The organism is Brevundimonas sp. EYE_349 (genome assembly GCF_023147505.1).
GTDB lineage: Bacteria > Pseudomonadota > Alphaproteobacteria > Caulobacterales > Caulobacteraceae > Brevundimonas.
The window spans coordinates 206,203-213,139 of record NZ_JAHXPB010000007.1; the positions used below are offsets into that span (position 1 = coordinate 206,203).

The following is a 6,937-nucleotide window of genomic DNA, read 5'->3' on the forward strand; positions in this document are numbered from 1 at the left end:
GGCCGTGGCGACCCCGCCATTACACGCGGGTCGTTTTGAAGCAGGGTAATGGTGTCTTTTAGGGCAAGACGTTCACTACGAGCCAACCGGCCATCGCGCGCAACAGTATGGGGTCGGGCGCGATACAGAGTTCGGCCAGCACAGCCGGGCGCATGTGCCGGGGGCTAGCGGACCAAGCCTGCCACGGCGCCACTTCTGCGCTAGGCTCGGGCCGACGTATCGGTGGCGGAGCAAAAAAACGATCGTCGGCCAAATAACCGGCAGTCCGTTGAACCGTTTTACCGCCCCAAAGCACCTATGATCGATGACGCGACCTCACACCCGACTTGATGCGACAACCCGCCGCCTCCTGGATGAGTATCTCGTCGTGGCTGCACAGTCAGGTGACCAGAAGGCCTTCGCCGAGCTGGTGAGACGCTGGCATAGGCGCTTTGCTGCCCATGCTTGGCGGCTCCTGGGTGACGATGAGGCGGCAAGTGATGTCGTCCAGTCGGGATGGCTGGAGGTCGCGCGAGGATTGAGCCGCCTCCAGGACGAGCGCGCGTTTCCTGCCTGGGCTTATCGGATCATGTCCCGGGGCTGCGCCCGGCATATCGCGAACCTGCAAGGCCGGCGCGAACTGGACCGTGCCATCTCTGCAGAGCCTGAGCCAGATGCGATCGAGCCTGACTTTGAGAAGCGTGATGAGGCTCAGCGCCTTCACGCGGCAATCCGCTGTCTGCCTCCGCCGCAGCGGGCTGCGGTGGCGCTGTTCCATTTTGAGGACCTAAGCATCGCCGAGATCGCGGTGGCCCTCGATGTCCCGGCGGGCACGATCAAGACCCGCCTTATGCATGCACGCCGCCGCCTTCGCGTCGTGCTGGAAGGAGAAGACGATGCCTAATCCCGATCAGCTAATCGATCAGACACTCGCAGCGGAAGAGCGTGACCTGCTTCGCCGCATTGGAGAGGATCCCAGTCACGTCCAGCAGGCTCTGACGCTTTTCGCAGGGCGTTCCGGATGGGTGAGTGGACTTCTGCTGGCGGTGCAAGCGGTGATGTTCATTGCAGGACTGTGGGCCGGCTGGCAGTTCTTCCAGGCCCAGGACACACTCGCTGCCCTCCACTGGGGTCTGCCTTCCGCAGTCCTGCTCGTCATGTCCCTTATGATCAAGCTCGCGCTGTGGCCCGTCATGCAGACAAATCGACTCTTAGTGGCGCTAAAGCGGTTGGAGCTGATGGTGACCCAACGAAGCGGCGTCGATAGCTAGTCGGGTTGATCGACCGCGTCTCTACCGTCAGTCGTCAATGAAGATCATCAACGTCCGAAGCGTGTCGGCTTGCGAAGTTGGCATTGCGCCTGAAAGCGGACCTTCGGTTCACGCACGGAATGTCGTGTTTGCGGCATGGTCCGCATGACCGCTTCTGGCGCATTTCAGACCCAAGACGCGTCTCAGAGCTCTTGACTCAAGCTCGCACTATCTCACCTCGAAAGGGTAGATGGGGGAGGCAGTCATCCAGATTTCTCTACAGGACACCTCGCCGCTCGATCATCCACGGATCGATGGATGTCCACATCTGGCGGACCGCCACCGAACGGAAGGTTCAGGCTGTGCTCGGTGTCGAGCCCTTGGGCGACGACAGCTACGCAATCAGCGTCTTGGCTTGAGGCCAATCCTTCACCTGAAATTGAGGCGGCGTCGTTTGGCAACGAGCGCTGTCGGGCACGAAACGCAAGTCGTGGAAAGTCGCAATCTAAGTCGGGGTGACTTTCGAACGACAAGTCTTCGCAAGTCATGTTTTGAGTCGTGGCGAGTTGTACGACAGTCGTCTGTAAGTCGCGTAAAATAATCGATCCACAGAGTTGACAACCTGTGGATATATTTGCTTGCAATGTGGTGCGTCGCGCTGAGACGCGCTGAACACAGGAAGCAAGACATGCGTGGAAGACTTGGGCGCCGCCTGTTCGGCGCAATGATGACGTGTGGCCTGATGGTGGCCGGGCCGGCCCTGGCCGGAGGTTCAGGGATGCCCTGGGAAGGGCCGCTCCAGCAGGTGGTCCAGTCCATCACAGGACCCGTGGTCCAGGCCGCAGCGGTCGTAGCCGTAGTCGTCTTCGGCGCCGGGATCGCGATGAGCGAGAACGGATCCTCGATGCGGCGCGGTCTGGGCATCATGTTCGGCCTCTGCATCGCCTTCGCGGCCTCGACCTTCTTCCTCGACTTCTTCGGCTTCGCCGGCGGGGCGGAGATCGGATGATGGCCGGCTCCCTCCAAGACGGCCGACCGGAGGGCTGGGATCTTCCGGTCGCACAGGCTTTGACCGAGCCGGTCCTCATGGCCGGAATGCCTCGGGACTACGCCATCGCCATGGGGACGATCGCGGTGGTGCTCGGCCTGGCCCTGCGGATCTGGTGGCTCGGCCTTCTGTGGTGGGCCGTCGCCCACGCGATCGGCTTGTGGGCGGCCAGGGCGGACCGCCGGTTCTTCGATGTGCTTCGGCGCCACCTCGCCCTGCCTGGCCATCTGGACGCGTGAGGGGCCGATGCGCTTTCTCGAAGAACATCGCAGACGCCCGGCGGCTCTGGCCGACCATCTGCCTTGGGCCGCCCTGGTCGCGCCGGGTGGCCGACGCCCCCGTGGCGCAGCGCACCCTGACGGTCTTCTGCGCCCTGGTTCAGGACAAGGCTGTCGCCGCCGCGCTGGAGCCTCTGACACTCAAAGGTCCGCACGGCGCCCTGCTCGACGGAGAGGGCGAGGCGCTGGTTCCCAGCCGGTTCGACACCTTCGAGCTCGAAAGCATGATGGCCACGCCCTCGGCTGTAGCTCCGGTTCTGTCGGCCCTCTTCCATCATCTGGAGCGCAGCTTCGACGGTCGACCCACACTGCTGGTGCTCGACGAGGCCTGGCTGTTCCTTGGGGAGACCGCATTCGCGGCCAAGATCCGGGAGTGGCTGAAGACGCTGCGCAAGAAGCGGGTCCGCGTGATGATCACCCGCGACCTGATCCTGGAGCCTTACCGGCCATGACCTGGACCCCTCTCGATACTGGAAACCGCTGGGCCGTGCTCGGCGTCACCGTCTTCTTCCTGAGCCTGGGCGCTCTGATTGCCGAGCAGACGCCAGCCCTGGCTTTGGTCAACGAGAGCCCCAGCGTGCCGCGTGGCCTCTATCTGCGACAGCCTGGAGGCGCGCCGGAGAGGGGTGCGATGGTCGCTTTGCCCCAGCCTTCCATCGCCCGGCACTACCTGGGCGCGCTCGGCATGCCGGCGGAATTGCTTCTGATCAAACGGGTCGCGGCGGTCGGCGGCGATCTCGTCTGCCGGCAGGGAAGTGCGGTTCGAATGCCCGGCCGCGTGGCTCACGTTCTGGATCGTGATCGGCGCGGCGCGGCTCTGCCCGGCTGGACCGGCTGCCGTCGGCTCGCGCCGGACGAGCTCTTCCTGCTCGGCGACACGCCGGGAAGTTTCGACAGTCGCTATTTTGGCCCCGTCCGGACCCGAGACCTGGAGGGGGTGTTTCGGGAGACCCTGACATGGTGAGACCCTTTCTGGCCGCTCTGGCCCTGGCGCTTGCAGCGGGTAACGCATCCGCTCAAACGGTCGACTGGCGCAACGCCGGCGGCGATCTGTTCGGCCGTCCCCCCGCGCAGTCTGTGTCGGACGTGGCGGGCGTCGACGACCTCACGCCCCGACTTCCGCCCCTGTCCCAGCCGTTCATGGACGCGATCGCCGTCGCCGCCGAGCGCCACGGGATCGACCCCAAGATGCTTCATGCCCTGGTGATCGTGGAATCCGCATACCGGGTCGATGCCGTGTCTCCGGTCGGCGCCGGTGTCCTTTCTGGATCGCTGGCTGACGCTGTGGATTTTCGCGGCCATGGCGCTGGGTGTCGCCCTGGGGTCGCTCGTTCCCGGACTGCCGGCCTGGATGGACAGTCTGTCGATCGGATCGACCAACATCCCGATCGCCATCGGCCTCATTCTGATGATGTATCCGCCGCTGGCGCGGGTGAAATACGAGGAACTGCATCGGGTCTTCGCCGACCGCCGCGTGCTCGCTCTGTCCCTGTTCCAGAACTGGGTTCTCGGGCCCGTGCTGATGTTCGGTCTGGCCGTCGTCTTCCTGCGCGACCAGCCGGAATATATGACCGGCGTGATCCTGATCGGCCTGGCGAGGTGCATCGCCATGGTGCTGGTCTGGAACCAGCTTGCGCGGGGCGACAGTCAGTATGTGGCCGGTCTGGTGGCCTTCAACTCGATCTTCCAGATCGTCTTCTTCAGCCTCTATGCCTGGCTGTTCCTGACGGTCCTGCCGCCGCTGTTCGGACTGGAAGGCAGCGTGATCCACGTCAGCGTCGGGACCATCGCCGGCGCGGTTCTGATCTACCTCGGTCTGCCGTTCCTCGGCGGCTTCCTGACTCGACGTATCTTCATCGCCAGGAAAGGCGCCGACTGGTTCGAGACCCGGTTCCTGCCCCGGATCGGGCCGATGACCCTGATCGCCCTGTTGTTCACCATCGTCGCCATGTTTAGCCTAAAGGGCGGCGAGGTCGTCGCCCTGCCGTTCGACGCCCTGCGGATCGCCGTGCCCCTGACGATCTACTTCCTCGTCATGTTCATCGTCAGCTTCGCGATGGGGCGCTGGATCGAGGCGGACTATCCGCGCACCACGGCCCTGGCCTTCACCGCCGCGTCCAACAATTTCGAACTGGCCATCGCCGTCGCCATCTCCGCCTTCGGTCTGGCCTCACCGGTCGCCTTCGCCGCTGTTATCGGGCCGCTGGTCGAGGTCCCGGTGCTGATCCTGCTAGTGTCCGTCGCCCTCTGGCTCGGCCGGCGATGGTTCCCCGCCCTCTAGCGCAGCCGGTCATTGCTGGTCGGCTGTTCTATTATCAAACGCCGGGGCCAAACACCTAGACAACGGCGCCGACCAATCCCCCGACGCCGGCGGTTATCGCCATCGCGAGGCTTCCCCAGAAAACGACTCGTGTCACAGAGTGGACGATACCGGCGCCGCCCGCCATCGCGCCCGCGATCCCCAGTGACGTGAGCGAGACCAAGGTGGCGACGACGACGGCGGGGACGACAAGACCCAGGGGCGCGGCCACCACGGCGAGCAGGGGTAGCGCGGCTCCGACCGAGAACGTCACTGCCGATGCGAAGGCGGCCTGGAGCGGGCGCGCCGTTGTGATTTCCGATATGCCGAGTTCGTCACGCGCATGAGCGCCCAGGGCGTCCTTGTTCATCAATTGCTCGGCGACCTGCCGAGCCAGGTCCGGGGTCAGGCCGCGCGTTTCGTAGATGCCGGCCAGTTCCCTGACTTCAAACGGGTAGTCCTCGGTCAGCTCCTGCTTTTCGCGCGCAAGGTCGGCCTTCTCGGTGTCGGCCTGGGCGCTGACCGACACATATTCGCCAGCGGCCATCGACATGGCTCCTGACACCAGTCCGGCCACGCCCGCGACCAGGATCGCGTCCTTGCCTGATGATGCGGCGGCGACGCCGACGATCAGGCTGGCGGTCGAGACGATCCCGTCGTTGGCGCCCATGACTGCCGCCCGCAGCCATCCGACGCGCGAGGAGAAGTGGGTTTCGGCCTGGGGCTGTCGTCGGCTCATGTTTCTGTCCTTGGGCTGGCGGCGGCTTTCACCGCATCTGGAAGGATTCCTGGTGGAAGCGCGTGGCGGGCAATCCTCGCGCCATCATTGCCCTGCGGATGGCTTGTCCGAAAGGCGCAGGACCCGCGCCATCTGATAGTCGATCTGGCGACGCATCCGTTCGCATTGCGTCAGGATGGTGTGCGCCGCCTCGGCCTGCCCCTGCGCGTTCAGCCGCGCGCCTTCGTCGGCCAGGATCGCCAGCGGCGTCTTCAGAGCATGAGCCAGATTGCCGGCCTGCGCCCGAGCGCGCCGGATCATCTCCGCATTGGCGTCGATCAGCGCATTCAGATCCTGGACCAGGGGGCGAACCTCGCTGGGGCTGTCGTCGGGCAGGCGAGCGGCGCGCCCAGAACGGACTGCCGCCAGGGCGCTTCGGATCTTGCCAAGCGGGCGCAGTCCGAACGAGATCTGCAGGAAGGCGGCTCCGACCAGTCCCAGGGCGATCATGCTGAGAGACAGAGCCAGGGTTCGGTTGAATTGGGACAGGACGTCGTCGAGTAATCTCTGGTCCGCACCGATGGCGATCCGCAGGCTTTCACCCGTTCCCGTCGGCGTCACCGTGCGTTCCAGCAGCCGCACCTCGCCGGTTGGGCCGGATATGAAGGACTGGCGCGATACGCCCGGACCCGGCGGCGGTCCGACCATGGGCAGGGCGGCCCCACCGAGCGACGACGACCGGGCCAGTTCCCCGCCCTTGCGTCGAATTTGCCAATAATAGCCCGATCCCGGAGGCTGGAAGCGAGGGTCGCTCAACCAACGTTGAAGATAGGGCGCGCCGTCTGGCGGAACGTGAACCAGCACCGCCAGTTCGTCGGCATGGCCTTTAAGCTCCGTGTCGAACTGGGCGGTCACATGCTCCCTGAAGATTTCCGACAAGACGAAGCCGCTCACAGCCACCCCGGCGAAAATCCAGATCACGGAGCCCAGCAACAGGCGAGCGCGGAAACTTCTCCAGAGGGTGCGCATTCCCTAGCTGCGGTCGCCGAGGTGGTAGTTGAAGATCAATTTCGACTTGGCGCAAACGGCCAGATAGCCCCAGACCGTTCCGGCGCCCTCGACGGGGACGGTCATCCTGTCGACGTTCACCTGCTTGGCGCCCACGAACGAATAGAGTTCGTCCGCCTGGATCGTCTCGACCATCAGGCCCTTGGTGCGCTTCATCAGAGTGATGGCCATAGGCTCAGGACTCATAGCCAGAACAGCACTGTGGCGGCGAGGGCTATGGCGGACAGGAAGACGGTCGGGCAGCGATCGTAGCGAGTGGCGACCCGTCGCCAGTCTTTCAGGCGGCCAAACATGATT

10 protein-coding genes and 1 pseudogene are annotated in these 6,937 nt (G+C 64.6%); 7 read left to right on the forward strand and 4 right to left on the reverse strand.

Going from position 1 to position 6,937, the window contains the following annotated elements:
• The first annotated feature begins 304 nt into the window (after nucleotides 1–304).
• The 7 genes from KZX42_RS13985 (at nucleotide 305) to arsB (ending at nucleotide 4,836) form a co-directional block, all read left to right on the forward strand.
• A complete protein-coding gene (locus KZX42_RS13985) occupies nucleotides 305–883 on the forward strand; it encodes a sigma-70 family RNA polymerase sigma factor (RefSeq protein ID WP_185225662.1) in 579 nt (192 codons plus the stop codon).
• Nucleotides 876–1,250 carry a DUF6768 family protein gene (locus tag KZX42_RS13990; RefSeq protein ID WP_205196332.1) on the forward strand — a complete coding sequence of 125 codons (375 nt, stop codon included), beginning with the start codon at nucleotides 876–878 and terminating at the stop codon, nucleotides 1,248–1,250. Before KZX42_RS13985 ends, KZX42_RS13990 begins: the two co-directional genes overlap by 8 nt.
• 667 nt (nucleotides 1,251–1,917) lie before the next feature.
• Nucleotides 1,918–2,238, forward strand: coding sequence for a TrbC/VirB2 family protein (locus KZX42_RS13995; protein WP_248120201.1), 321 nt, complete (start codon nucleotides 1,918–1,920; stop codon nucleotides 2,236–2,238).
• The gene (locus tag KZX42_RS14000; RefSeq protein WP_035306146.1) at nucleotides 2,238–2,516 is read left to right on the forward strand and encodes a VirB3 family type IV secretion system protein; all 279 of its coding nucleotides are present in this window, start codon (nucleotides 2,238–2,240) and stop codon (nucleotides 2,514–2,516) included. The genes KZX42_RS13995 and KZX42_RS14000 overlap by 1 nt, the downstream gene beginning before the upstream one ends.
• An 86-nt stretch (nucleotides 2,517–2,602) precedes the next feature.
• Nucleotides 2,603–3,007, forward strand: coding sequence for a hypothetical protein (locus KZX42_RS14005; protein WP_248120203.1), 405 nt, complete (start codon nucleotides 2,603–2,605; stop codon nucleotides 3,005–3,007).
• Nucleotides 3,004–3,519: a S26 family signal peptidase gene (locus tag KZX42_RS14010; protein WP_201099742.1), complete on the forward strand. Its 516-nt coding sequence runs from the start codon at nucleotides 3,004–3,006 to the stop codon at nucleotides 3,517–3,519. Before KZX42_RS14005 ends, KZX42_RS14010 begins: the two co-directional genes overlap by 4 nt.
• Nucleotides 3,520–3,786: 267 nt before the next feature.
• Nucleotides 3,787–4,836, forward strand: coding sequence for an ACR3 family arsenite efflux transporter (gene arsB / locus KZX42_RS14015; protein ID WP_248120205.1), 1,050 nt, complete (start codon nucleotides 3,787–3,789; stop codon nucleotides 4,834–4,836).
• A gap of 55 nt (nucleotides 4,837–4,891) precedes the next feature.
• Here arsB and KZX42_RS14020 read toward each other — a convergent pair whose 3' ends face one another.
• The 4 genes and pseudogenes from KZX42_RS14020 to KZX42_RS14035 all read right to left on the reverse strand — a co-directional run.
• Complete coding sequence (locus KZX42_RS14020; protein WP_201099710.1) at nucleotides 4,892–5,593, reverse strand: VIT family protein; 702 nt, start codon at nucleotides 5,591–5,593, stop codon at nucleotides 4,892–4,894.
• Between the two features lie 84 nt (nucleotides 5,594–5,677).
• Nucleotides 5,678–6,601, reverse strand: a complete 924-nt coding sequence (locus tag KZX42_RS14025) for a hypothetical protein (RefSeq protein WP_248120207.1) — start codon at nucleotides 6,599–6,601, stop codon at nucleotides 5,678–5,680.
• Between the two features lie 3 nt (nucleotides 6,602–6,604).
• Entirely contained in the window at nucleotides 6,605–6,811 is a 207-nt protein-coding gene (locus tag KZX42_RS14030; RefSeq protein ID WP_248120210.1) for a hypothetical protein, read from the reverse strand.
• An 11-nt stretch (nucleotides 6,812–6,822) separates the two neighbouring features.
• Nucleotides 6,823–6,937, reverse strand: a pseudogene (locus tag KZX42_RS14035) (IS5/IS1182 family transposase); the annotation flags it as partial.